The sequence below is a fragment of the Amycolatopsis sp. NPDC052450 genome (genome assembly GCF_044547565.1).
Classification (GTDB): Bacteria; Actinomycetota; Actinomycetes; order Mycobacteriales; family Pseudonocardiaceae; genus Amycolatopsis.
Genome location: NZ_JBIUAQ010000005.1, coordinates 316275 through 339949, shown reverse-complemented (window position 1 = coordinate 339949; position 23675 = coordinate 316275). Strand labels below are relative to the sequence as shown.

25 protein-coding genes are annotated in these 23675 nt (G+C 69.5%); 18 read left to right on the top strand and 7 right to left on the bottom strand.

The window, feature by feature from the left end; translation table 11 throughout:
* Positions 1–118: 118 nt before the first annotated feature.
* From ACIHAO_RS12380 to ACIHAO_RS12360, 5 genes are all read right to left on the bottom strand, one after another.
* Complete coding sequence (locus tag ACIHAO_RS12380; protein ID WP_396557166.1) at positions 119–748, bottom strand: pyridoxamine 5'-phosphate oxidase family protein; 630 nt, start codon at positions 746–748, stop codon at positions 119–121.
* A 15-nt stretch (positions 749–763) separates the two neighbouring features.
* Complete coding sequence (purU, locus tag ACIHAO_RS12375; protein WP_396557164.1) at positions 764–1648, bottom strand: formyltetrahydrofolate deformylase; 885 nt, start codon at positions 1646–1648, stop codon at positions 764–766.
* Positions 1626–2285, bottom strand: a complete 660-nt coding sequence (locus ACIHAO_RS12370; protein ID WP_396557162.1) for a DedA family protein — start codon at positions 2283–2285, stop codon at positions 1626–1628. The genes purU and ACIHAO_RS12370 overlap by 23 nt, the downstream gene beginning before the upstream one ends.
* Before the next feature lie 63 nt (positions 2286–2348).
* Complete coding sequence (locus ACIHAO_RS12365) at positions 2349–3146, bottom strand: class I SAM-dependent methyltransferase (RefSeq protein WP_396557160.1); 798 nt, start codon at positions 3144–3146, stop codon at positions 2349–2351.
* Entirely contained in the window at positions 3128–3625 is a 498-nt protein-coding gene (locus ACIHAO_RS12360; protein ID WP_396557158.1) for a DUF2505 domain-containing protein, read from the bottom strand. Before ACIHAO_RS12360 ends, ACIHAO_RS12365 begins: the two co-directional genes overlap by 19 nt.
* A 26-nt stretch (positions 3626–3651) precedes the next feature.
* Between ACIHAO_RS12360 and ACIHAO_RS12355 the strand changes: the two genes are divergently transcribed.
* The 7 genes from ACIHAO_RS12355 (at position 3652) to ACIHAO_RS12325 (ending at position 11224) form a co-directional block, all read left to right on the top strand.
* Entirely contained in the window at positions 3652–4716 is a 1065-nt protein-coding gene (locus ACIHAO_RS12355; protein ID WP_396557156.1) for a UDP-N-acetylmuramate dehydrogenase, read from the top strand.
* Positions 4717–4937: 221 nt separating this feature from the next.
* Entirely contained in the window at positions 4938–6113 is a 1176-nt protein-coding gene (locus ACIHAO_RS12350; protein ID WP_396557154.1) for an Ig-like domain-containing protein, read from the top strand.
* A gap of 74 nt (positions 6114–6187) precedes the next feature.
* The gene (locus ACIHAO_RS12345) at positions 6188–7000 is read left to right on the top strand and encodes an alpha/beta fold hydrolase (RefSeq protein ID WP_396557152.1); all 813 of its coding nucleotides are present in this window, start codon (positions 6188–6190) and stop codon (positions 6998–7000) included.
* Positions 7001–7021: 21 nt separating this feature from the next.
* The gene (gene mshA / locus ACIHAO_RS12340; protein WP_396557150.1) at positions 7022–8326 is read left to right on the top strand and encodes a D-inositol-3-phosphate glycosyltransferase; all 1305 of its coding nucleotides are present in this window, start codon (positions 7022–7024) and stop codon (positions 8324–8326) included.
* Complete coding sequence (locus ACIHAO_RS12335; protein ID WP_125790238.1) at positions 8323–8838, top strand: YbjN domain-containing protein; 516 nt, start codon at positions 8323–8325, stop codon at positions 8836–8838. The genes mshA and ACIHAO_RS12335 overlap by 4 nt, the downstream gene beginning before the upstream one ends.
* A gap of 67 nt (positions 8839–8905) precedes the next feature.
* The gene (locus tag ACIHAO_RS12330; protein WP_396557148.1) at positions 8906–9832 is read left to right on the top strand and encodes a DUF4349 domain-containing protein; all 927 of its coding nucleotides are present in this window, start codon (positions 8906–8908) and stop codon (positions 9830–9832) included.
* A 642-nt stretch (positions 9833–10474) separates the two neighbouring features.
* Complete coding sequence (locus ACIHAO_RS12325; RefSeq protein WP_396557146.1) at positions 10475–11224, top strand: phosphoglyceromutase; 750 nt, start codon at positions 10475–10477, stop codon at positions 11222–11224.
* A gap of 70 nt (positions 11225–11294) precedes the next feature.
* Here ACIHAO_RS12325 and ACIHAO_RS12320 read toward each other — a convergent pair whose 3' ends face one another.
* Entirely contained in the window at positions 11295–12212 is a 918-nt protein-coding gene (locus ACIHAO_RS12320; RefSeq protein WP_396557144.1) for a hypothetical protein, read from the bottom strand.
* Positions 12209–12856, bottom strand: a complete 648-nt coding sequence (locus tag ACIHAO_RS12315) for a DNA-binding response regulator (protein ID WP_396557142.1) — start codon at positions 12854–12856, stop codon at positions 12209–12211. The genes ACIHAO_RS12320 and ACIHAO_RS12315 overlap by 4 nt, the downstream gene beginning before the upstream one ends.
* 292 nt (positions 12857–13148) lie before the next feature.
* Here ACIHAO_RS12315 and ACIHAO_RS12310 point away from each other — a divergent pair, with 292 nt between their 5' ends.
* The 11 genes from ACIHAO_RS12310 (at position 13149) to ACIHAO_RS12260 (ending at position 23621) form a co-directional block, all read left to right on the top strand.
* Positions 13149–14381 (top strand): sensor histidine kinase, encoded by a 1233-nt coding sequence (locus ACIHAO_RS12310; RefSeq protein WP_396557140.1) that lies wholly within the window; start codon positions 13149–13151, stop codon positions 14379–14381.
* On the top strand, positions 14378–15067 hold the full coding sequence (locus ACIHAO_RS12305) for a response regulator transcription factor (RefSeq protein ID WP_125788664.1): 690 nt from the start codon (positions 14378–14380) through the stop codon (positions 15065–15067). Before ACIHAO_RS12310 ends, ACIHAO_RS12305 begins: the two co-directional genes overlap by 4 nt.
* A gap of 81 nt (positions 15068–15148) precedes the next feature.
* Complete coding sequence (locus tag ACIHAO_RS12300; RefSeq protein WP_125790233.1) at positions 15149–16138, top strand: Ppx/GppA phosphatase family protein; 990 nt, start codon at positions 15149–15151, stop codon at positions 16136–16138.
* Between the two features lie 105 nt (positions 16139–16243).
* Positions 16244–17866: a hypothetical protein gene (locus tag ACIHAO_RS12295; protein WP_396557137.1), complete on the top strand. Its 1623-nt coding sequence runs from the start codon at positions 16244–16246 to the stop codon at positions 17864–17866.
* A gap of 22 nt (positions 17867–17888) precedes the next feature.
* Positions 17889–18686, top strand: coding sequence for a sugar phosphate isomerase/epimerase (locus ACIHAO_RS12290; protein WP_125788667.1), 798 nt, complete (start codon positions 17889–17891; stop codon positions 18684–18686).
* A gap of 141 nt (positions 18687–18827) precedes the next feature.
* Positions 18828–19658, top strand: a complete 831-nt coding sequence (locus tag ACIHAO_RS12285; protein ID WP_396557135.1) for a thioesterase family protein — start codon at positions 18828–18830, stop codon at positions 19656–19658.
* A 24-nt stretch (positions 19659–19682) separates the two neighbouring features.
* Positions 19683–20498, top strand: coding sequence for a pyrroline-5-carboxylate reductase (gene proC, locus ACIHAO_RS12280; RefSeq protein WP_396557133.1), 816 nt, complete (start codon positions 19683–19685; stop codon positions 20496–20498).
* 224 nt (positions 20499–20722) lie between these two features.
* Entirely contained in the window at positions 20723–20938 is a 216-nt protein-coding gene (locus ACIHAO_RS12275; RefSeq protein ID WP_125790228.1) for a helix-turn-helix domain-containing protein, read from the top strand.
* 145 nt (positions 20939–21083) lie between these two features.
* Complete coding sequence (locus ACIHAO_RS12270; protein ID WP_007030867.1) at positions 21084–21185, top strand: 30S ribosomal protein bS22; 102 nt, start codon at positions 21084–21086, stop codon at positions 21183–21185.
* A 286-nt stretch (positions 21186–21471) separates the two neighbouring features.
* A complete protein-coding gene (locus tag ACIHAO_RS12265; protein WP_396557130.1) occupies positions 21472–22521 on the top strand; it encodes an NAD-dependent epimerase/dehydratase family protein in 1050 nt (349 codons plus the stop codon).
* Positions 22518–23621, top strand: a complete 1104-nt coding sequence (locus tag ACIHAO_RS12260; protein WP_396557128.1) for a lysophospholipid acyltransferase family protein — start codon at positions 22518–22520, stop codon at positions 23619–23621. The genes ACIHAO_RS12265 and ACIHAO_RS12260 overlap by 4 nt, the downstream gene beginning before the upstream one ends.
* The last annotated feature ends 54 nt before the right edge of the window (positions 23622–23675 follow it).

The following is a 23675-nucleotide window of genomic DNA, read 5'->3' as shown; positions in this document are numbered from 1 at the left end:
CTCCTGGATTGATCTTGGTCGACGATCCATCTACCAGGAGCTTCGCCACGTTCACAGCACCAACACACCCACCCCGTCACCAGGATGAAAAAGGCCCCTTCATTGCACGCGCGGAGGCTCAGTACTGCGTCGTGAGGGCGCCTTCGGTCAGCGCGGCGTCCAGCGCTTCCGCCGTCATGTCCAGCTTCATCTGGTCCCGGAAGATCTGGCCGGCGGTCGGCAGGCCGGCCCGCTCCGGCCAGGTTTCCGGCTTCCACAGCGAGGACCGCAGGAAAGCCTTGGCGCAGTGCATGTACAGCTCTTCGACCTCGACCAGGATCGCCAGCGCCGGCCGTTTCCCCTTGACCACGAGGTCGTCGAAGAACGGCGCGTCCGCGACCAGTTTCGCGCGGCCGTTGATCCGCAGCGTCTCGTTCATCCCCGGGATCAGGAACAGCAGCCCGGCGTGCGGGTTCTCGAGGATGTTGGTCTGGCTGTCGAGCAGCTTGTTGCCGGGCCGGTCCGCCAGCACGAGTGTCTTGTCGTCGAGCACCTTCACGGAACCGGCCGGGTCGCCGCGCGGGGAGACGTCACAGGTCCCGTCGGCCGACGCCGTCGCCAGCAGGTAGAACGGCGAGTGTTCGATCAGCGTGCGCGCGTGCTGGTCGAGGAAGGGGATGATCTTCCCCTTGGTGCGCTCGGCCGGGTGGCCGAGGTGTTCACGGAGCGCTTCGCGCGTCTCGATCACTTTGATCTCAGAGGTCCCCATGGAACCAGTGAACCATCAGAAGACGACAGTCCGGTTCCCGTGCACCAGCACGCGGCCCTCGAGGTGCCACCGCAGCCCGCGCGCCAGCGTCACCTTCTCGATGTCGCGGCCCTTGCGGACCATGTCCTCGACCGAGTCGCCGTGGTCGACGCGGATGACGTCCTGGTCGACGATCGGGCCCGCGTCGAGGTCGGCGGTGACGTAGTGGCAGGTCGCGCCGATGAGCTTCACGCCGCGCGCGTGGGCCTGGTGATACGGCCGTGCGCCGACGAACGACGGCAGGAAGCTGTGGTGGATGTTGAGCGCCCGCCCGGCCCACGCCTCGCACAGTTCCGCGGGCAGGACCTGCATGAACCGGGCGAGGACGACGGCGTGCGGGTCGTGTTCGTCGACCAGTTTCCGCACCTCGGCGAAGGCGGACGCCTTGGCGGAAGCGTCACCGGCGGGGAACGGGACGTGGTGGAACGGGATGCCGTGGGCGCGGGTGATGTCGCCCAGCGACGCGTGGTTGCCGATGACGGCGGCGACGTCGACGTCCAGTTCCCCGGAAGCGACCCGGCCGAGGAGGTCGTAGAGGCAGTGCCCGGCCTTGGAGACGAGGATCACCACGCGGCGGCGCTCGCCGGTGTCGCTGACCTGCCAGCTGGACTCGGCCGAAAGCGACGTCGCGACCTCGGCGAAGCGGGTGCGGAGTTCGGTGGCGTCGAACGGGAGCGAGTCGGCGCGGACGACCTGGCGGGTGAAGAACCAGCCGGTGTCCGGGTCCGTGTGGTACGCCGCTTCGACGATCCAACCGCCGTGTTCGGCGAGGAAACCCGAGATCCGGGCGATGATGCCCGTGCGGTCGGGGCAGCCGAAGGAGATCACATAGCGACGTTCAGGGTTCGACACAGACTCCATTGTCGCTGGTCCCGGCCGCCGCGCGGCGCCGGGTCAGGATGCGCACGCGGACCCGCCGCCCGATCTCGACCGCCGCGACGAGCAGCAGGCCGAGCGCGAAGGACAACAGAAGGCCCTTCTCCGGCTCGTCCGAGAAGGCCGCTCCGCCGACGAGACCGATGAGGACGCTGTACACCGCCCAGATGCTCGCGCCGAGGGCGTCGAGCGGGACGAACTTGCCCGGCGGATACCCGAGGCTGCCGTTGGCGAGCCCGCTCGCGACACGGCCGCCGGGCAGATAGCGGGCGGCGAGGATCAGCAGGACGGCGTTGCGCCGCACCTGGATCTTCGCCCATTCGTAGCGCCGGATCCCGTCCGGACCGCGCTGCAGGCGGGCGAGCGCTCGCGGACCCGCGGCCGCGCCGAGGGTGTAGCCGAGACAGTCGCCCAGCCAGGCCCCGAGCGCGGCGACCAGCGCGAGCAGCGCCAGCTGGGGGAAATCCGTGCCGATCAGGACGGCGACGGTGATGACGGTGGTCTCGCTCGGCATGAACGGCAGGAGCGCGTCCAACCCGGACACGAGGAACACGATCACCCACAGCCAGGGCGATCCCAGCGTGCCCTCGAGCAGCTCGGTGACGTACTCCAGCAGTTCCACGGTTCCATCGTGATCACCGCAGGTCGCTTTGGGGTGACGGAGCGGGGTTCGACCGGTGAATTCCTAGTCCGGCGCCACCGACGACCACGGCACGGTGAGTTCACCCAGCCGCCACCGTGACGGCCTGTTCAGCACCGGCCAGCCCCGGGCGGTGAGCAGGTGCACGGCGTGCGCCCAGCGGGCGCGGACGCCGAAGTTCTGGTGCGGCGCCGCCGTCGCCCAGCAAATGTCCAGAGTGGACAGTAGTTCGTGGACGCGTTCGCCGGGGACGTTGCGGTGGATGAGGATTTTGGGCAGTCGTTCGGCCACTGTGGACGGACGTTCCAGGCTGGCGAGGTGGACGGAAAGGGTCAGCGTGCGCGGCCCGCCGGAGCCGACCGCGACCCAGGTGCTCAGCCGTCCGATCTCGTCGCAGGTGCCTTCGACGAGCAGTCCGCCCGGCGTCATCGCGTCCAGCATCAGCGACCAGGCACCGGGGACCTCGGCTTCGTCGTACTGCCGCAGCACGTTGAACGCGCGCACCAGCACCGGCCGTGTCCCGGCGAGTTCGAAGCCGCCGCGCCGGAAGTCCAGCCACGGCCGGTCGACGGCGGACTGCGCGACGGCGACCCGTTCGGTGTCCAGCTCCAGGCCCAGCACCCGGACGTCGCGCCGGACCGTGCGCAGCCACCGCGCCATCTCGACCGTGGTCACCGGTGAGGCGCCGTAGCCGAGGTCGACGACGAGCGGTGCGTCCGCGCGGCGAAGCAGCCGCGTCACGCCGGGGTCGCTCGCGAGCCACCGGTCCACGCGGCGGAGCCGGTTCGGGTTGGTCGTCCCTCGTGTCGGTGCCCCGACCGGCTTCAGCGCTCGGCCAGCCACTTCGCGACGAATTCGGCCTCGCGTTCCAGCAGTTTGGTGACCTGTTCGGCGATCACGCCTTCCAGCTTCCCGCCGACGAACGGGATCCGCACCTTGACCTCGCCGCTGTTGACCAGCGTCGCCTGCTCACCTTCGCCGGTCAGCGACGTCTTCGCGGTGATCTCGCCCGGCACGCCCGAGACCGACGCCGTCGCGGTGCCCGTGTAGCCGGCTCCGGCGGTCTTCCAGGTCTGCTCGCGCTCGACGACCAGATCGCCCCGGTGCAGCGTCCGCACAGCCGAGGGGAGTTTGTCCGAGCTGATGCCCTGACGCAGCTTGTAGCGCACGCCGTCGCCGGCCGGGACGAACTCCAGCAGTTCCGCGTCGTCGCCGCCGATCTCCTCCAGCCTTGCCCGCAGCGCCGCCTCGCCGGCGACCGCGTCGAACGTGGTCGCGACGTCGGCGGAGAACGTTGAGCGGTGCTCGATACGGGAGGCCATGGCGCCAGACAGTACCGTTCACGGGCGTGAGCACTGCCGAAACTCCCACCCAGCACGCCGCCCTCGCCGACCACACCACGTTGCGGCTCGGCGGTCCGGCGCGGCGTTATGCCGAGGCGAAGACCGTGCAGGCCCTGGTCGAGGCGGTCCGCGAGGCCGACGAAGCGGGTGAGCCGGTCCTGCTGCTCGGCGGCGGTTCGAACCTCGTCGTCGCCGACGACGGCTTCGACGGCGCGGTGCTGAAGGTCGGCAACGCTGGCTGGACACGTGACGGAGATCTCGTCGAGGTCGCGGCGGGCCAGAACTGGGACGGTTTCGTGGAGGGACTGGTCGCCGAGGGCGTCGGCGGGCTCGAATGCCTCTCCGGCATCCCCGGTTCGGTCGGCGCGACGCCGATCCAGAACGTCGGCGCGTACGGCTGCGAAGTGGCCGAGTCGCTGGTCTCGGTCGACTTTTATGACCGCGCCACCCGCGAAATCCGCACGCTGACCGCCGAGGAACTCGGCTTCGGTTACCGCACGTCGATCCTGAAGGGGACGGACGCAGGCGTAGTACTCACAGTGCGCTTCAAGGTCAGTGAAGACGGCCTCTCGGCCCCCATCCGCTACGCCGAACTCGCCCGCACGCTCGGCGTCGAGATCGGTGACCGGGTCCCGACGGCCGAAGCGCGCGAAGCGGTCCTCGGCCTGCGTCGCGGCAAGGGCATGGTCCTGGACGCCGACGACCACGACACGTGGAGCGCGGGCTCGTTCTTCACCAACCCGATCATCGGGGAGGCACGGCTGGCGAAGGTGCTGGCGGGGATCGTGGACGTAGTCGGTGAGGACGTGCGCGTGCCGCAGTACCCGGCGCCCGGCGGCACGAAGCTGTCCGCCGCGTGGCTGATCGAGCGGGCCGGATTCGGGAAGGGCCACGAGGGGCCCGGCGGCCGGGTTTCGCTGTCGACGAAGCACACGCTCGCGCTCACGAACCGCGGCAAGGCCTCGACCGCGGACCTCCTCGCTCTGGCGCGCGAAGTGCGCGACGGCGTCGAGGCTCGCTTCGGTGTTTCGCTCCACCCCGAACCCCTGCTCATCAACTGCTCGCTCTGACCCCCCGCAATTCGTCACCTAATTGCGGTCACTTGCACGCGCAAAGATCGCAAGCAGATGACGAATTGCGGGTGGGTGAACAACCCCGCGCCGGTCACGTGCGTCTATCTCCGTGAGGGGCGCGGGTGAGTTCCGTCGCCGCGGGTAACGTCGGAGAGGTTCCCAGCGCTGAGCGGGTAGAGGCTCGCGGGGGAGACGGGGATCTTCATGGGAGGTACACGGTGATCGAACGGCGCACGGTGTTCAAGGCCGCGCTCGCCGCGGGGGCGGCCATGCTGGCAGCGGCCTGCTCCAGCGAAGAAGGCGGCAACGCCAAGCCGGAAGGCAGTGGTGGCGAAGAACAGAACGCCGCCCCGGTCGCGAAGATCACCGCCGAACCCGCCGCCGACGCCAAGGACGCCTCCGTGGTGACCCCGGTCGTGGTCAAGGTCGCCGACGGGAAGCTCACCGAGGTCAAGGTCAGCGCGGACGGCGGCAAGGACGTCAAGGGCGAACTTTCCCCCGACGGGCTCACCTGGACCAGCTCCGAAGTCCTCGGCTACGGCAAGACGTACACGTACGCCGCGAAGGCCACCGGCAGCGACAACAAGCCCGCCGAGTTCAAGGGCTCCTTCACCACGGTCAAGCCGGCCAAGGAGGTTCGCGCCACGCTGAACCCGACCGACGACGCCGAAGTCGGCGTCGCGATGCCGATCAGCGTGAAGTTCGCGTCCCCGGTCAAGGACAAGGCGGCCGCCGAAAAGGCGCTCAAGGTGAAGACCGACAAGGACGTCGAGGGCTCCTGGGGCTGGCTTTCGGACACGCAGGTCGACTGGCGGCCCAAGGAGTACTGGCCCGCCAACACCAAGGTCAGCGTCGAGGCGAAGCTCTACGGCGTCGCGCTCGGCGGCGGCGCGTACGGCAAGGCCGACGTGACCACCGACTTCAAGATCGGCCGCAACCAGGTCGTCAAGATCAACACCCCGGACCACGTGATGAAGGTCTACCGGGGCGGGTCCGAATCGGCGAGCTACCCGTGTTCGAACGGGCTCGACTCCGACGTCCAGCGCAACACCCCCAACGGCACGTTCATCGTGATGACGAAGGAGCCGACGGCGCGGTTCGACAACGCGCGCTACGGCTACACCAACGTCAACAAGAAGTGGGCCTGCCGGATCTCGAACAACGGCGAGTACATCCACGAGAACCAGGACAACGCGGCGAACATCGGCAAGGCCAACACCTCGCACGGTTGCGTGAACCTGCTCGACTCGGACGCGAAGAAGTACTTCGACACGGCGATGATCGGCGACCCGGTGGAGATCACCGGGTCGAAACTGGGCAGTCCGACCAAATCGGACGTCAAGAACTGGTTCTACGACTGGAAGTCCTGGAAGGCGCTCTCCGCTGTCAAATGATCGCGCGACCCGTGGACGCGCGACTTCGAAAGATGCAAGAACACCTGGGGGCCGGGACCTCCTAAAGTGCGGGCATGAAGACCGAGGTAGTCGGCTACGGCGGGACCCGCATCGGCTTGTGGGTCGAAGGCGCCGAGAACACCCGTCCGATCGTGTTCGTGCACGGCTGGGCCCAGTCCGCCAAGGCATGGGCGCCGCAGATGGCGGATCCCGCCCTCAGCGAGCGGTTCCGCCTGGTCGCGATGGATCTGCGCGGTCACGGTGACTCCGAAGTGCCCTCAGCCGGCTACGACGATCCACGCGTTTGGGCGGAGGATCTCGCCTCCGTTCTCGACTTCGCCGGTGACGACGCGATCGTCGTCGGCTGGTCCTACGGCGGGCTCGTGATCACCGACTACCTCCGCGTGCACGGCTCGGCGAGGCTCGGTGGCGTCGTTTTTGTGGGCGCTATCACAGAAATCGGCAAGAACCGGCCCGGCGGCAAGCTCGGCCGCGCGATGCGCGAGGCCATCCCGGCGGTGCTTTCGGACGATCCGTCGGTCGCGATTCCCGCGTTGGTGCAGTTCAGCGAGCGAATGACCGCCTCCCCGGTGTCCGGCACGCTCACCCAGTCGCTGCTCGGCGCCTGCCTTTCCACTCCGCCCGTGGTGCGCTCCGCGCTGTTCCGGCGCGACGTCGGGAGCGAGGACGTACTTCGTGATCTGGACAAACCGGCACTTATCGTCCATGGTCTCGCGGACGCTGTGATCGATCCGACGTCGGCGGAATACGCGGCCGGGAAGATTCAGGGGGCCGTCGTGCGTTGGCTACCTGAGGTGGGGCATCTGCCGTTCGCCGAAGCGGTGGACGAGTTCGGTGAACTGCTGCGCGGGTTCGCCGATCAGTAGGACTTCGGGAGTGTTGACCAGGTGACGATCCCTCTGCACGGGTTCGATGCCGCGCCAAGGCGCGTCGCGGTGCTGTCTTTGCACACCTCTCCACTGGAGCAGCCGGGTACCGGCGACGCCGGGGGGATGAACGTCTACGTGAGCCAGACGGCCACCGAGATGGCCCGCCGCGGCGTCGAGGTCGAGGTGTTCACGCGCGCGACGTCGTCGGATCAGCCTCCGGTCGCCGAACTGGCGCCCGGCGTGCTGGTGCGGCACATCCCGGCCGGGCCGTTCGAGCCGCTGGGCCGCGACGAGCTGCCCGCCCAGCTGTGCGCGTTCACCGCCGGGGTGCTGCGGGCCGAGGCGTTCCACGAGCCGGGCTACTACGACCTCATCCATTCGCATTACTGGCTTTCCGGCCAGGCGGGCTGGCTCGCCCGCGACCGCTGGGGCGTGCCGCTGGTGCACACCGCGCATACGTTGGCCAAGGTCAAGAACGCCGCGCTGGCCGAGGGGGACACCCCCGAGCCGCGCACCCGCGTGATCGGCGAGGAGCAGGTCGTCGAGGAGGCGGACTGCCTGGTCGCGAACACCCGTGTCGAGGCCCGCGAGCTGATCGAGCTGTACGACGCCGACCCGCATTCCGTGCACGCCATCCCGCCCGGCGTCGACCTCGACCGGTTCACTCCCGGCTCCCGCTCGGCCGCGCGCCGGGCGCTGGGGCTGCCGCAGGACGCGATCGTGCTGGCCTTCGCCGGCCGGATCCAGCCACTGAAGGCGCCGGACGTCCTCCTGCTGGCCGCGGCCGAAATGCTGCGTGAGCGGCCGGAGCTGGCGTCGCGGCTGGTGGTGCTGATCGTCGGCGGCCCGTCCGGGAGCGGGCTGGAGCAGCCGCAGGCCCTGCGTGAGCTGGCCGTCTCCCTCGGGATCGAGGAGCAGACCCGGTTCATGCCGCCGCAGCCCGGCCGGTCGCTCGTCAACGTCTATCGCGCGGCCGACATCGTCGCCGTGCCGAGCTACAACGAGTCGTTCGGGCTGGTCGCGCTCGAGGCGCAGGCCTGCGGGACGCCGGTGATCGCGGCCGAGGTCGGCGGGCTGCCGGTCGCCGTGCCGCACGGGGTCTCCGGGCTGCTCGTGCCGTCGCACGATCCGCGGGACTGGGCGCGCGCGCTCGCGAACGTCGCGCTGCGGCCCGGCTGGCGTGCCGAACTTTCGGCCAACGCCGTCGTCCACGCGCGGCGTTTCTCCTGGCGCCGTACGACGGACCGGCTGCTGGACACGTACGCTCAGGCGACCGGCGCGTTCCGGCGTGCCCTCGAACAGCGCGCGGAGGTGGCGGTTTGACGCTCGACGAGACCTTGCGGTCCTCTTTGGACAACGCGGGCCTGGAATACGACAGGCGCGGCGAGGGAAAGTACTTCGTCACGCTGCCCGGCACCAAGAAACTGCAGACCAACTGCTGGCTGGTCGCCGGGGACCACGCCTTCGCCGTCGAAGCCTTCGTCTGCCGCCGCCCCGACGAGTCCCATGAGGACGTTTACCGTTTTCTGTTGCGCCGCAACGCGAAACTGTACGGCGTGCACTACACGGTGGACGCGATGGGCGACATCTACCTGGTCGGCCGATTCGGCCTGGACACGGTCACCGAGTCCGAACTGGACAAGATCCTCGGGCAGGTGCTGGAGGCCGCCGACGGCGACTTCAACACCTTGCTGGAACTCGGTTTCGCCGAATCGATCAAACGCGAATGGGATTGGCGGGTCTCCCGAGGGGAGTCCCTGGCGAACCTGCAGGCGTTCAAACATCTCGTCGAGCCTTCGAACGGGCACGAACCCGGAGCCTTGACCGACTCGTGACCCGAACGGTGCAACGGGTCTGAGCCCGGCTCCGTCTCTCTCCGCAGCACTGGAGGGAGAAAGACGGATGCGCAAGCGATTGAGATGGGTGGCCGCGGCAGGCATCGTGCTGGCGCTCGCGGGCTGCTCGGCGAACGATTCCGGCGGCAGCAGCGAGTCCGCCGCGATGCCGATGTCGGCCGACACCAAGCAGGCGGCGCCGAATCAGGGGCCGCCGAACAAGGAGAGCAGCGACAGCGCCGGCAAGGCGGGTTCGGGCAAGGATCCGGCGCCGGTGGGGCAGCCGGGGATCACCGACCGCAAACTGGTGCGCACGGCGAGCCTGGAGCTCACCGCGCCGAACGTCGCCGACGTGATCTCGCAGGTCCGCGTGATCACGCAGGGCGCCGCCGGCTACACCGGGCAGGAGAGCACCCAGGAGAAGCGGGCGACGGTCAACGTCGTCGTGCCCTCCGAACGCCTCGACGGCGTGCTGGACCAGCTGGCGAAGCTGGGCAAGCAGGTGAGACGCGAGGTCACCGCGACGGACGTGACCGAGCAGATGGTCGACATCGAATCGCGGCTGGCCACCCAGCGGGCGAGTGTCGAACGCGTCCGCGCGCTGCTCGCGAGGGCGACGTCGGTTTCCGAGATCGCCTCGGTGGAGAGCGAGCTGACAAGCCGCGAGGCCGAACTCGAGTCGCTCCAGAAGCGGCGCGAGAGCCTGGCCGGAAGTGTCGCCATGTCGACCATCACGCTGCAGGTGAAGGCGGAGACCGTCGCGGCGGAAGAGGAGTCGCGCAGCGGGTTCTTCGGCGGCCTGACGAACGGCTGGGACGCGTTCCTGACCTTCGGTGGCGGCCTGCTGACCGTGCTCGGCGCGATGGCCCCGTTCGTGCTGGTCTTCGGTGTCCCCGCGGCCGCGCTGGTGTGGTGGCTGCGCAAGCGGCGCCGTCCGGCGGAGCCCGCGATGGCGACCGCTTCGGATCTGCCGTCCGCACCCCCGCTGGACTGAAGGTGAACAGGGCGCCCAGGCCGTGTCCTGCCGGCGTCGTCACGTGACTGCATGGACGACACTTGTGATCCGGCGGACGACACGCGTGACTGGATGGACGACACGACCGCGGCCGCAGGGTGTCGCCACGAGTCGTCCGCCCGATCACGCGTGTCGTCCATTCGGTCACGCGAAACCGCTCAAGCGTCACTCACGAGGGGCCCTGAAGATGAACAGGCGGGACGGCTCGAGGGAGGGGGGAGTCGCGATCTCGAGCCGCCCCGCTGAAGTTCCCGCCAAGGTGGACCCGGTGACGAGGGGGATGCCAACGGGGCCGGCGGGCGCCGCGACTCGGCAGGGGGGAGACGAGTCGCGGTCGTCACCCGCGTCGAGCCGGGGAGTGCGTGGAATCCGGCCGCGCGGGACTTAGTCAACCTGTCAGATCTCCACCTGTAATCACAAGACTACCGGTTACTCCGTTCGAGTGAACTTCGAAATCAGGGATAACGGAGTGCAGCCTGTTTTTCGGAGATCGGGACTTGTTGGCACCCCGTCTTCTGGACGGGTGAAGGTGTTACTCGCGGGTAACGCACTCTCCGTAGAAGAAAGGGCAATTCCGGCCCTCTGACCGGCGCTTCCGCTCGCTCTGGCAGGCTGGGGCGCATGGCTGAGCTTGGGACTCTGGTGCTGCTGCGTCACGGGCAGAGCACGTGGAACGCCGAAAACCTGTTCACCGGCTGGGTGGACGTGCCGCTGTCGGAACAGGGCGAGCAGGAAGCGCGCAAGGGCGGGCAGCTGCTCGCGGAGTCCGGTCTGCTGCCGGACGTCGTGCACACCTCGCTGATGCGCCGGGCGATCTCGACCGCCAATCTGGCGCTCGACGCCGCCGACCGGCACTGGATCCCGGTGAAGCGCGACTGGCGCCTCAACGAGCGGCACTACGGCGCGCTCCAGGGCAAGAACAAGAAGCAGACCCTGGACGAGTTCGGCGAGGAGCAGTTCATGCTCTGGCGCCGCTCCTACGACACCCCGCCGCCCCCGATCGACCCGGCCGACGAGTTCAGCCAGGTCGGCGACGCGCGCTACGCCGACCTCGGCGACACCGCCCCGCTGACCGAGTGCCTCAAGGACGTCGTCGCGCGGCTGCTGCCGTACTGGGAGTCCGCGATCGTGCCGGATCTGCGCGCGGGCAAGACCGTGCTGGTCGCCGCGCACGGCAACTCGCTGCGGGCGCTGGTGAAGCACCTCGACGGCATCTCCGACGACGCGATCGCCGGGCTCAACATCCCGACCGGCATCCCGCTGCGCTACGACCTGACGGACGACCTCAAGCCGGTCACCGCCGGCGGGACGTACCTGGACCCGGAGGCCGCCAAGAAGGCCGCGGCCGCCGTGGCGAACCAGGGCCGCTGACCCCACGCAATTCGGCACCTGGTTGCGATAGTTCGAAGTGTGAACCATCGCAACCAGGTGCCGAATTGCGTCAGGGGAGGCTCGCGACCAGTTCGATCCCGGCCGCCTTCCAGCCTTCGGGCAGCCACTGGAGACGCAGGACGATCGGCAGGTGCTTCTTCGTCGCCTGCCCGGCCGCGTCGGTGACGTCGCTCGTCGCGTGGAGCAGCACGCTCGCCTTGTCGTCCACGACCTCCATGACCGCGGCGGCCGGATTCGGCGCCAGCGACGACTTCGCGCCCGCGGCCCGGATCTTGCCGACTCCCGTCGCCTTGTCCCGCCGGAACTGGGTCAGCAACTGCCCGGTCGACACGGACTCGTAGCGGGCGTACGTGCCTTCGGGATCGGCCGGATCCACGTTCAGCAGGGCTTGCGCGGCACGCAGGGCGCCGTCGCGGGCAAAATCCCGGATCCGTGCGAGCACCCGGTCACCCGCGCCCGGTTTCTCCGTCGCGGGCGGCGACCCGGCCGGGTTCACCTTGATCTCGCCGATCCGCCAGCGGTCGCCTTCGCGCACGGTCGCGAGCAGCACCGACGCGATGCCCTTGTTGGCGGCCCCCGCCCGGGTGCTGCTCTGGTCGAGCACGGTCAGGACCCGTGCCTTGTCCGGCGTCTGCTCGACCGCGGCCGAGACGATCACCCTGGTCACCAGCTTGATCGGCTCCGCGGACTTCCGGACCTCGGCGAACAGTTTCGCCATTTCGTCGCGTGCGCCCGGCGTCAGGTTGTCGGCGATCGCCTTCTCGTAGGCGGGCACGGCCGTGCTGTCGTAGGAGAACACCGCTTCGACCGCCGTCTTGATCGCTGTCAGCACCGACGCCGTCCGCGCCGGATCGACCAGCGCGAGATTCGAGGGCGGCGTTTCCGGTTCGGGCCGGGCGGTGCCGGAGACCGTGGTGGTGCAGCCCGCGAGCGCGAGCAGTACGGCGAGGCCCGCCCAGCGCCTCACAGGAGGCCGAGCTCCCGCGCTCGCGCGTCGACCTGGAGCCGCGAGGTCACACCGAGCGCGACCAGCAGTTCCGAGACGCGCCGCTGATAGGTGCGCACGCCCATGCCGAGGCTCTTCGCGGCCTTGTCGTCCTTGCAGCCGGTGGTCAGGAACTCGAGGATCTGCGGTGCCTCCATCCGGATGTCGGCGAACCGCGCGTCGAACGTCTCCAGGGTCGCGGCCGCCCGCCAGGCGGTTTCGAACAGCGACAGGATGCCCTGCACCAGCTCCGGGCGCGAGATGACGCTGTACGAGCGCACCGCCTTGCCCTCGTCGCCCGCCATGATCGCGACGCGTTCGTCGAGCAGGATCGTCTCGTTGATCTCCCCGGTTCCGATCCGGATCTGCGCGCCGAGGCCGGACAGCCGGTGCAGATGCCGCGCGGTCTGCTCGTTCAGCAGGACGCCGGGCCGGTACAGCTTGCGGATCCGCTTGTCGCGAACCAGCCGTTCGCCCTGCCGCGTGAGCGACGGCCGGGAAAGTGCCCAGGTGTAGAGGTCATCGGCCGCGCACGCGATGTCGGTCGCCGCGACGAACAGATGAGCCGTCCGGTCGAACAGCTCTTCTTCTCCGCGAATCAGGGAGATGTCACTGACGAGTTCCACGGCGACAGTCTTCCAACATTCCCCGGCGGCCGTGACGGGAACGTCGCTATTCGCCGGTGAGTGGGCAGCACGCGGTCCGGATAGTCCCGACGAAAGTCGGGATCCGGGCGCGACTCGGCATCGATGTCCCCGTTTCGGGTGACTCGCCTCACCCGGAAGGTCTCGGCGAGGGGTCGGTCGCGTGAACGGGGCCTGACCTGCAGGCGAACAGGGCGTCCCCAGGTGTCATAGGCATCACGAGTACGCGGCCGGGACTAGGCCAAAAGACTACCCACGCGCTTACGATTCCCCTGTGACCACGCCTGTTGCACTCGCCCTGGCCGTCGGCGGACTGATCGTCGGTGTGGTTTTCGGTTTCCTGATCGCGAGGAGCCGCACCCGTCGCGAGGAACGGCGACCGGCCGGGCCCACCGTGGCCGAGCTGCTCGAACGCCTCGTGCGGTCCAGCAACAACGGCGTCGTCGTGCTCAACAAGTTCGGCGACATGGTGCTGCACAACCCCCGTGCCTACGAGCTCGGGCTGGTGAAGGTCAACCAGGCCGATCCGCGGGCCCGCAAGGCCGCCGAGCAGGTGGTCGAGACCGACGAGCCGATGGAGATCGACCTTTCGCCGCTGGAGGCGAGGGGCCGTCAGCCCGAGGCCGTCCTCGGCGAGGTCCGCCCGCTCGGCGACGGGTTCACCGTGGTCGAGGCCGTCGATCACTCCGAGGCGGCCCGCCTCGAAGCCGTCCGGCGTGACTTCGTCGCGAACGTCAGCCATGAACTGAAGACGCCGGTGGGCGCGATCGCGCTGCTCACCGAGGCCATCCTCGACGCCGCGGAAGACACCGAGGAGGTCCGCCGCTTCGGCGGCAAGATCCTCCGCGAATCGACGCGGCTCGGCCAGCTCGTCACCGAGCTGATCGCGCTGTCGCGGCTGCAGGGCGCCGAGCGGCTGCCCGATCTGAACGTGGTCGAGGTCGACGCCGTGGTCCGCGAGGCACTCGGCCGGACGACGCTTTCGGCGGAATCCGCCGAGATCACCATCACCACCGACGCGGCCAGCGGGCTGCTCATCGAGGGCGACCGGACGCTGATGGTGACCGCGCTGTCGAACCTGCTGGAGAACGCCGTCGCGTACTCGCAGCCGGGCAGCCCGGTGTCGATCAGCAGGCGGCTGGTCGACGGCAAGGTCGAGATCGCGGTCACCGACCGCGGCATCGGCATCGCCGAGGACGAGCAGCAGCGTGTCTTCGAGCGGTTCTACCGCGCGGACAAGGCGCGGTCGCGGGCGACCGGCGGCACCGGGCTGGGCCTGGCGATCGTGAAGCACGTGGCCGCCAACCACGGCGGTTCGGTCGGACTCTGGAGCCGTCCCGGCACCGGATCGACCTTCACCCTGCGGATCCCCGCGCACATCCCCGCCGAACCGGCCGCGGCCGTGAAGCAGGCTCCGCCGGCATCCCGGCCGGAGAAGACCCCCGAGCGGACACCCCGTCTCGTGGCAACAGGGCAAGAAAGCCCCGACCATGGAGGAAACCTGTGACGAGGGTTCTCATCGTCGAGGACGAAGAGTCGTTCGCCGATCCGCTCGCGTTCTTGCTCCGCAAAGAGGGCTTCACCGCCGCCGTCGCCGTGACGGGGCAGCAGGCGCTCGAGGAGTTCGACCGGAACGGCGCCGACATCGTCCTACTCGACCTCATGCTCCCGGGCATGAGCGGCACCGACGTCTGCAAGCAGCTCAGGCAGCGTTCCGCGGTGCCGGTGATCATGGTGACCGCACGCGACAGCGAGATCGACAAGGTCGTCGGGCTGGAACTCGGCGCCGACGACTACGTCACCAAGCCGTACTCGGCCCGTGAGCTCATCGCGCGGGTCCGCGCGGTGCTGCGACGCGGCGGCGAGCCGGGCTCCGAAGGCGACCTGGCACCGCTCGTGCTGGCCGCCGGGCCGGTGCGCATGGACGTCGAACGGCACGTCGTGACCGTCGACGGCGAGGAGGTCTCCTTGCCGCTGAAGGAGTTCGACCTGCTCGAGTACCTGCTGCGCAACGTGGGCCGCGTGCTCACCCGCGGGCAGCTGATCGACCGGGTGTGGGGCGCGGACTACGTCGGCGACACCAAGACGCTCGACGTCCACGTGAAGCGGCTGCGGTCGAAGATCGAACCGGACCCGGGATCGCCCCGGCACCTGGTCACGGTGCGTGGCCTGGGCTACAAGTTCGAGACGTGACAGGCCGGTACCCGCCTCCTGCGATACAGATCACGGTTACGGTTTCGTGACCTGACGTGGGGGCGGGTACCGTAGACGCTCGTGCGCCTAGGGGTACTCGACGTCGGTTCCAACACCGTCCATCTACTCGTGGTCGACGCCCACCGTGGCGCCCACCCGACCCCGATGCATTCCGAAAAGGCCGTCCTCCGGCTCGCCGAGCAGATCACCCGCAACGGCGACCTGAGCCGCGCGGGTGCGGACAGCCTCGTTCGGGCGGTCGAATCGGCGAAGGCGGCCGCGGCCCGGCTCGGCTGCGAAGAGGTCATGGCGTTCGCGACCTCCGCGGTCCGCGAAGCCAAGAACGCCCCGAAGGTGCTGGCGAAGGTCCAGGAACAGACCGGCGTCGAACTGAAGGTGCTTTCCGGGATCGACGAATCCCGCCTCACCTTCCTCGCCGTCCGCCGCTGGTTCGGCTGGTCGGCGGGAAAACTGCTCGTGCTCGACATCGGCGGCGGCTCGCTGGAGATCGCGATGGGCCGCGACGAGGAGCCTGATCTGGCGGAGTCGCTGCCACTCGGCGCCGGCCGGACCACCCGGACGCGGTTCCAGCACGACCCGCCGACCCGCTCGGAGCTCATCGCGACTTCGGCGTGGCTCGAAGAACAACTCGCCCCGCTCGCGAAGAAGGTCGCCAAATTGGGTGAACCCGATCGTGTCGTGGCGACGTCGAAGACGTTCCGGTCGCTCGCCAGGCTGACCGGAGCGGCGCCGTCGGCGGGCGGACCGCATGTGCGCCGTACCCTGACCGACACCGCGTTGCGCCAGCTCATCGCGTTCATCTCCCGGATGACCGCCCATGACCTGGCACAACTCGAGGGCGTCAGCGCGGGCAGGTCGCATCAGCTGGTGGCCGGAGCGCTCGTCGCGCAAGCCACCATGCGGGCGCTTTCCCTGGAAGAACTGGAGATCTGTCCGTGGGCGCTGCGAGAAGGTGTCATCCTTCGACGGCTGGACCATTCGAACGGTGCGGACGAGACTGTGGGCGGCAGCGCCCGACTGGACTTAGTCGACGGAGAACGGGCACGGTGAAGAGGTGACGGAAATGCGGATGACGGTGGATAGCGCGCGCGCCGCCGCCGATGCTCCGTCGCGTGCCGGTTCACAACGGCCGGAGCGCGCATTGGACAGCACGGTATGACGGACGAGACAGAGAGCGGCCGGCCACAGAAGACCGTGGCGGAGCTGCTCGCGCAGCATGGAGCCCAGCCGGAAGGCGGGCGCCGCAGGCGACGCCGCGCGGCCGACGACGAGGACGAGGCTCCCGAGCCCACTCGCGGCAGGCGCACGCCGTCGGTGAGCGACACCGCGCCGCAGGCGATCATCGACAGGGTGTCCGGCGACACCCCGCCGCCGCTCAACCGTCCGCCGCGCCGCTCGCGCCCGCAGGACTCGGGCGCGCGTCCGCTTCCGCAGCCGCAGCAGGACTCCGGCTCACGTCCGCTCCCGCAGCCGCAGCAGGACTCCGCGCCGCTGCCGGTGCCGCCGGACGTCGCGTCCACCCCGACCCGGCAGACGCCGCCGGTGCGCCCGCCGCAGGAGCAGAGCGGCTATCAGCAGCGCCCGCCGCAGCCGCCGCAGCAATCCGGTCAGTTCGTGCGGCCCACCCCGCCGCAGGAGCAGAGCGGTTACCAGCAGCGCCCGCCGCAGCAATCGGGTCAGTTCGTACGGCCGGTTCCGCCGCAGGAGCAGTCCGGCTACCAGCGTCCGCCGGACTCCGAGGGCCTGCCCCCGCGTGGCAGGCCCCGCCCGGCGGGCCCGGAGGAGACCCGCGGCGCGGTGCCGCCGGTCCGCCGTCGCCCCGAGCCGCCCGCCGGGCCTCCGTCCTCAGGGTTGTCGGCGAGACTCGACGGAGGCCTCGGTGGCCCCGGTGGCTCCGATGCCCCGCCCGAAGACGTGCAGGACCAGCCGGGTCCGATGGCCAGCGGTGGCTTCGCGACGCCGCCCGCGCAGCCGGCGCGCCGCCGTCGTCCGCCTGCCCGTCCCGCCCAGCCCAAGGCCGAGCCGAGCACCGAGCAGTTCGCCGCGGTCGGCGACGAGCCGTCGCCCGAACCTGAAGCGTCCGCGCCCGTCGCACCGCCGTCGCCGCCCGCCGGGCTCGCCGGATGGCGTAAACGCAGGCAGAAGGTGCAGTCCGAGGACACCGAGATCGGCGGAATTCCGCCGGTGCCGCCCCCGGTCGCGCCCGTCGAACCGGACACCGGCCCCGAACCGGACCCGTTCGACGCGGGCCCGCCCACCATGGCTTCTACCCACCAGCCCCATCCCGCGCCGATGCCGTTCGTGCCGCCGCATTCGCTCGACGACCGCGAGCGGCAGGACGACCTCGACGACTACGAGCGCGAGTTCGCCGACCCGGCGTACCCGGACGGCGGCCCCGACTTCGGCCGCGACGACTACGGCTACCGCGCCGACGAGTACGAGGACGACTACGAAGACGACCGGGCCGAGGATGTCGTCGAGGCCGACGAGCCCGCGGCACCCGCCGAGAAGGTCTCGCCGGGGAAGCAGTGGCTGGCGCTGGCCGGTCAGCTCGCCCTCGGCGTGGTCGGCGGCGCCGGTGTCTGGCTGGGCTTCAACTGGCTGTGGGTCAACATCCCCGCCGCCGCGCTGGTCGCCGCGCTGCTGGTGATCGTCGCGCTGGTGTGGATCGTCCGGAAGATCCGCAAGGCCGAGGATCTCCAGACCCTGGTGCTCGCGGTGCTGGTCGGGCTGGTGGTGACGGTCTCACCGGCCGCACTCCTGTTGGTCGCGCGCTAGCGGCCTCGGGAAGAATGCCGGAATGGCTCAGCAGGTTCCGGTAGGCCTTTCGACGGCGTCCGTCTGGCCGTTGCGGGCGGGCACCGCCTTCGAACTGGCCGCCGACCTCGGCTACGACGGCGTCGAGGTGATGGTCTGGGCCGACCCGGTCAGCCAGGACATCTCCGCGCTGCGCCGGTGGTCGCGCCGCACCGGGGTGCCGGTGCTGTCGATCCACTCGCCGTCGCTGCTGATCACCCAGCGCGTGTGGTCGCCGGATCCCGAGGTGCGCCTGCGGATGTCCGTGGACGCGGCACAGGAACTGGGCGCGCGCACGGTCGTGGTGCATCCGCCGTTCCGGTGGCAGCGCCGCTACGGCGACGCGTTCGGCGACCTCGTCGACGAGCTCGAAGACGCCAGCGGGATCGAGATCGCGGTCGAGAACATGTTCAAGGTCCGCCCGCCCGGCGGCTCGCGGACGTCCCGTGTCTCGGCGTTCCGGCCCTCGATCGACCCTACGGACGTAGGGTTTCGCCACTACACGCTCGACCTGTCCCATACAGCGGCAGCCGGGATGGACGCCCTCGCCCTCGCCGATCGGATGGGTTCCGGGCTCGCGCACGTCCATCTGGCGGACGGCACGGGACTCCCGAAGGACGAACATCTGGTGCCCGGACGCGGGATCGAGCCCTGCGCCGAACTCCTCGAAAAGCTCGTGAACAGCGATTTCTCCGGACAGATCGTGCTGGAGATCAACACCCGCCGGTCGCCGAGCGCGGCGCGGCGCTCGCGAGACCTCGCGGAGTCACTCTTGTTCGCGAGGCTCCACCTCGGCCAGTGACAAAGATCGTCTCCAGGTGCGGAGAATCATTCCTCCCTGCGCCCGAGGCGCTGGTACACGTAAAGTTCCGACCGTGAACCAGCTGCGCTTGTTGATCTCCCGCACCCCGATGGATCGGCTCGTGGCCTGGGTCAGTGCTCGGTGAGCGCGGCCGACGAAACGAGCACCTCCTTCGACGCGGCGTGCGCGACGAGATCACTGGGTGACGGCACTTTCACGGCGGTACTCCGTACCGAATGGTCGATCGGTGGACACCCCCACGGCGGCTTCCTGATGGCCCTGATGGCCAGGGCCGCTCTCACGTTCCTTCACGAACGCGGCGAACCGCCGTCCGAGCCGCTGGCGATCAGCGCGGAATTCCTGCATCCGCCGGCGGTGGGGCCGGTGCTGCTGCGCATGGACGTCCGGAAGGTCGGTAGGCGCGCCTCGGTCGTCGCGGTCACGCTGGAGCAGCGGGGCCGCAGCTGCGTCGAGGCCAGGGTGACCACCGGTCGCCTGCCGATGCGGCGGCCGGAGTGGACCGACGTCCCGGCCATGCCCGTGGAGCCGCCGCCCGGCGCCGTGCCCATGACCGGCGAGACGTCCGAAGGCCTGTTCAACCTCGCGAAGGGCTGCGAGGTCCGGCTCGATCCGGCGAGTGTCGGCTACCTGCACGGCCGGATCGGGGACCCGCCGAAGATCCGGCTGTGGGTCCGGCCGCGGCACGGGCTCCCGGACCCGTATTTCGCGCTGCTCGCGAGCGACGTGAACCCGCCGGTGGTCTACAACCTCGGCCGGGTCGGCTGGGCGCCGACCGTGCAGCTGACCGCGTTGCTGCGCACCCGGCCGGCGCCGGGCTGGCTGCGGGTGATCGTCGAGAGCCAGTCGGTGCACGAGGCATGGTTCGACTCGGACGCCCGCGTGGTGGACTCGCAGGGCAGGCTGGTCTGTCAGGCGCGGCAGCTGGCGCTCGCCCCGGCGCCCGGCGGCTGACGGCGGTTTGGCACGCTGAAGCGCATGACTGTGATCGCGGTTCTGGGTGCCGGGAAGATCGGGGAGGCCCTGCTCTCCGGCCTGCTGCACGGCGGGCACAGCCCCGCCGACCTGCTGTTCACCGAACGCTATCCGGCGCGCGCGGCCGAGCTGACCGAACGCCACGGCGTGCACGGGGTCACCGTCGCGGACGCCGCGCGCCGGGCCGACGTGCTGGTCGTCGCGGTCAAACCGCAGGACATCGAACCGGTGCTGGACGAGCTCGCGCCGCTGCTCGGCAAGGAGTCGCTGGTGGTCTCGCTGTGCGCGGGCCTGCCGACCGCCCTGTACGAGCGCAGGCTGGCCGAGGGCGTCCCGGTGGTGCGGGTCATGCCGAACACCCCGATGCTCGTCGGAGAGGCGATGAGCGCGGTCTCCGCGGGCGCGCACGCGACCGCCGAGCACATCGCGGTGGTGAAGGACCTACTTTCGCACGTCGGGCAGGTCGTCGAGGTGCCGGAGTCGCAGCAGGACGCCGTCACGGCGCTGTCCGGATCCGGGCCCGCGTACTTCTTCTACCTGGTCGAGGCCATGATCGACGCCGGGATCCTGCTCGGGCTTCCCCGAGCGCTCGCCGGGCAGCTGATCATCCAGTCGGCGGTCGGGGCGGCGAAGATGCTCGCCGAGTCCGACGAACACCCGGTGCTGCTGCGTGAAGCCGTCACCTCGCCCGCCGGGACGACCATCAACGCCATCCGCGAGCTGGAGAAACACGGCGTTCGCGCCGCGCTCCTGGCCGCCATCGAGGCCGCGAAGGACCGCTCGACCGAGCTGGGCGCCGCCCACGACCCCCGCAATTAGTCACCTACTTGCGCCGGCTCACCGCGTTTCGTCCTCTGGACGCGGTAGTTCGCCGTCTGACTACCGCATCGAGAGGACGAAATGCGTAGTCGTACGGGCCCATCTCGGTGACTCGCGTCGCTTTAGCCACACGTGTCCCGCTACTCTCAGGAGAGCACGTGCGTGTCGATACCACAGGTGGGGAAGCCTCGTGGCGCGACACGTGTCGAAGGACACGGTGAATCATGCCGCAGAACAAGAAGGATGACCTGCCCTCAGTAGGTCAGGTCCAGTTCCTGACGGTCGCCGAGGTGGCCACGCTGATGCGGGTCTCCAAGATGACCGTCTACCGCCTCGTTCACTCGGGCGAGTTGCCCGCGGTGCGCGTCGGGAAGTCGTTCAGAGTCCCCGAAAAGGCTGTTCACGAATATCTCCAAGGCGCGTACTTCGACGTGGGCTGAGGCCCGCTTCGCGGAGCACAACGTGCCCGCCCGAGGGCGTCTTCCGGGGCGCGAGTACCCTGGAAGACCGCTCGTGCCTGTGCGCTCCACCCGTTGGACGCTGCGCCGGGCAGCGTGACCGACGACGAAGGAAGGAGCGCTCACGATGGGCTCTGTGATCAAGAAGCGCCGTAAGCGCATGTCGAAGAAGAAGCACCGCAAGTTGCTGCGCCGGACGCGCGTTCAGCGTAGGAAGGCCGGCAAGTAAGACACAGCCGGTGAATGGCCCGTCCAGTTTCTGGACGGGCCATTCCCATTCGGTGGGCGGTTTCCGCCCATTCGAGTGAGACGTGCATCCCCTCTGCGAGCGGCTGGTTAATAGCATGTAAGCGCTGGGCCGACTACCCCTAATGAGCGGTAACATCTCAAGGGCAGCCGCGCGATGCTTCCCATGAGTGCAGGTACGCGCACACTCGGTGGCTCGACCGGCGCTCAAGGTCATCAGGACCCCGTGATCGAAGTCCGAGAACCGCCCCAACGCCGCAGGGAGTCCTATGCCGTCGAACATCGTGCTCGTGACCGGGGTCGGGGGAGACCTTGGCGGGAAGCTGCTCGCCAGACTCGGCAACAATCCGGAGTTCGAGCGGGTGATCGGCGTCGACACCACGCCTCCGCAGAAGTCGGTCCTGCAACGGATGGGCCACGCCGAATACGTGCGTGCCGACATCCGCAACCCGCTGATCGCCAAGGTGATCAGCACGGCCAAGGTCGACACCGTGGTGCACGCCTCGTGCACCGCGCATCCGGCGGGCCCCGCTCGCCGCACGGCGATCAAAGAGGTCAACGTCATCGGCACGATGCGGCTGCTGGCGGCCTGCCAGCGCTCGCCGCTCGTGCGCAAGCTCGTGGTGAAGTCGACGGCCGCGGTGTACGGCGCCGGAGCGCGCTCCCAGGCGGTCTTCACCGAGGATTCCGAGCTCATCCCCACCTCCGCCAGCGGCTACGCGAAGGACGCCGTCGAGATGGAGGGGTACGTCCGCGGGCTCATGCGCCGTCGTCCCGACATCACGACGACGTTGCTCCGGTTCGCCAACATCATCAGCCCCGAGATCGACACCGTGCTCTCGCGCTACTTCGCGCTGCCGGTGGTCCCGACCGTCTTCGGCTACGACGCGCGGATCCAGCTGCTCCACGCCTCCGACGCGCTGGCCGTGTTCGAACAGGCGACGCTGAACGACGAACCCGGCGTGTTCAACGTCGGCTCGGAAGGCGTGCTCACCCTTTCCCAGGCGATCCGGCGGGCCGGGCGGCTCGAGCTGCCGATGCCCAGCGGTGTCGTGCCGTCGGTCGGCAAGGTGCTGCGCGGCGCCAGAGTGGTCGACTTCTCCGCCGACCAGGTGCGGCTGCTGAACTTCGGTCGCGTCGTGGACATCACGAAACTCAAGAAGGACTTCGGCTACACCCCGCGCTGGACGACGCGGGAAGCGTTCGACGACTACATCACCGGCCGCGGGCTCCGGCCCGTGGTGGACGGCGGCAAGCTCGCCGGGCTCGCGGGCAAGGTGCTGGTGGCCGCGGCGACCGGACAGGCGACGCACCGATGAGCAGGCCGCACGAGAACGACCCCGAAAACTCTCACGAAGGCGAGGCGGAAAACGTGAGCGGCGCTGAAGCGCAGGTCATCCCGTTGCACGGCCCCGGCAGAGAGAAGCCGGACCCGGCCGTCCAAGCGGACCGGGATCTTCGCGAGTCCGAAGAGGCACAAGAGCATCTGCGGCAGGAACGCCGGGCGGACGCGCCCGTCGTCGAGTTCCCCGGGACGGCGCGGGTCTCGCCCGCCCGGACCAGCCCGGCCGACGCGGACCTCCTCCCGGCCTCGCTCAGGACGGCACTGGGGTTCCTGCGGGACCGGCTGACCGGCGACTACACCGTCGACGAGTTCGGCTTCGACGCCGAGCTCACCGAAACCCTGCTGTTGCCGCCGCTGCGCGCGCTGTACGAGAAGTGGTTCCGGGTCGACACCTTCGGCGTCGAGAACCTGCCGGCCGACGGCGGCGCGCTGCTGGTGTCGAACCACTCCGGCACGTTGCCGCTCGACGCGCTGATGACCGCCGTCGCCGTGCACGACCACGTCCCCGGCGGCAGGCATCTGCGCGGCCTCGGCGCGGATCTGGTGTTCCAGATGCCGCTGATCGGCTCGTTCGCCCGCAAGTCCGGGCAGACGCTCGCCTGCAACGCGGACGCGGAACGCCTGCTGCGCAAGGGAGAACTCGTCGGCGTCTGGCCGGAAGGGTTCAAGGGGATCGGGAAACCGTTCTCGTCGCGGTACAAACTGCAGCGGTTCGGCCGTGGTGGTTTCGTGTCCGCCGCGCTGCGGACCGGGGTGCCGATCATCCCCGTGTCGGTCATCGGCGCGGAGGAGATCTACCCGAAGGTCGGCGAGATCAAGCTGCTCGCGCGGGTGCTCGGCCTGCCGTACTTCCCGGTGACGCCGTTCTTCCCGCTGCTCGGCCCGCTCGGCGCGATCCCGCTGCCGACGAAGTGGAGCATCGAGTTCGGCGAGCCCATCCGCACCGACACCTACGACGCGGACGCCGTCGACGACCCGATGCTGGTCTTCACGCTGACCGACCAGGTCCGGGAGTCGATTCAGCAGTCGCTCTACAAACGCCTTTCGCAGCGGCGGAGCGTCTTCAAGGGTTAGCGCCCTCCGCAATTAGTCACCTACTTGCGTGCGTGATCGGCGCAAGTAGGTGAC